The sequence below is a fragment of the Bacteroides bouchesdurhonensis genome (assembly GCF_900155865.1).
Taxonomy (GTDB): Bacteria; Bacteroidota; Bacteroidia; order Bacteroidales; family Bacteroidaceae; genus Bacteroides; species Bacteroides bouchesdurhonensis.
The window spans coordinates 1-1,190 of the sequence record NZ_LT707021.1 but is presented as its reverse complement, the minus strand read 5'-3'; the positions used below and the strand labels follow the sequence as shown (position 1 = coordinate 1,190).

At 32.9% G+C, this 1,190-nt stretch carries 1 protein-coding gene and 1 pseudogene; both read left to right on the top strand.

Annotated features, from left to right (window positions below):
• Positions 1 to 425, top strand: a pseudogene (locus tag CZ225_RS23790) (hypothetical protein); the annotation flags it as partial.
• Positions 426 to 447: 22 nt separating this feature from the next.
• Entirely contained in the window at positions 448 to 999 is a 552-nt protein-coding gene (locus tag CZ225_RS22810) for a DUF5043 domain-containing protein (RefSeq protein ID WP_077155981.1), read from the top strand.
• The last annotated feature ends 191 nt before the right edge of the window (positions 1,000 to 1,190 follow it).

Genomic DNA, 1,190 nt, shown 5'->3' with positions numbered 1-1,190 from the left:
CGAGTCTATCTACCATCAAATTAAGGACAGACGCCAGTAGTGGAGTTCTATTTCATGAAATGTTTCATCTTCTCCAATCATATACTGAACAAGAAACTTGGAACGGATCTGCATTAAATCGAGACGTCGAAGCACATCTTGCACAACAAATTTACATAAATAGCTTACCTAGAAATGAACAGATTTGGTGGCGAGAAAAAAGTATAAAAGATGCCCGTTGGAATGCAATTCGAGATTTAACAAGATATATAGACGAGAATGGAAAATTACGGCAAGAGTTCAATGGAGGAGATTTACAGGAGGCATTAGAAAACGAGGTAATCAGAAGCTTCCGACAAGTTGGCTATACTGAGAATAATTATCCTTGGCTCGATAGCAGAAAAGGAGTATATAATTTTAATACTATAAGAATTTTATCAAAATAGAATTATAAAATAAATAACACATATGAAAAAAGTATTTATACTGAGCATTTTACTATTTAATATAATATTTGTTGTAGCTCAAACTAATTATTATACAACGACTAAGACATTTCATGAAAAGGGATATACATATCAATGTGATGTGAGTAACTATGGGAAAGTTAAATTATACAGTAGTACGAACAAATGGACATACGTAGATCAAATGAAAAAAGGGACAGACACTCCATTCTATATTAAAGCGGAGGATTATGATATTGATCCTTTTACAGTAAAAGATACACATTACGTATATAACGATTCAATTTATAAAGTTATTGTCAATGACGCATTCGGAAGTTACAAAGGAAAAATGAAAGGATTTGAACTTTTTATAATACTCAGTATCAGTTCCGAAACAGGAGAAATCAGTGAACTTTATTTCGACTTCCCAAATCAAACTCCTTATGCTACTGTCCCGATCTCAGTTTATCGGGAAATAGAGACAAAACTGGTAGGGTTGAAGTATACATTAACACCACTAGCAAAAACATTGAACTATATATATCAATGGTGGGCAATAGAGCCGAAGTAGCTAATTCAAATTTTGGCATATTCTAAACGTTTTGTTATGGTTTCGAGCCCTATAAGATGCATCGGGAATTACGAAGGATTTTCGAATATCAACTAAAATAAGTATTCACTAAAAGAGTAGAAAACATGAGAAAAGAAAAAGTCAAACGTAGAGTTTGTTACTTTGGCAGTTTCCTCGTCCTTTGTCTGATT

Coding starts and splice junctions, on each gene's coding strand:
- CZ225_RS22810 (WP_077155981.1), top strand. CDS start 448: ATGAAAAAAGTATTTATACTGAGCATTTTACTATTTAATATAATATTT.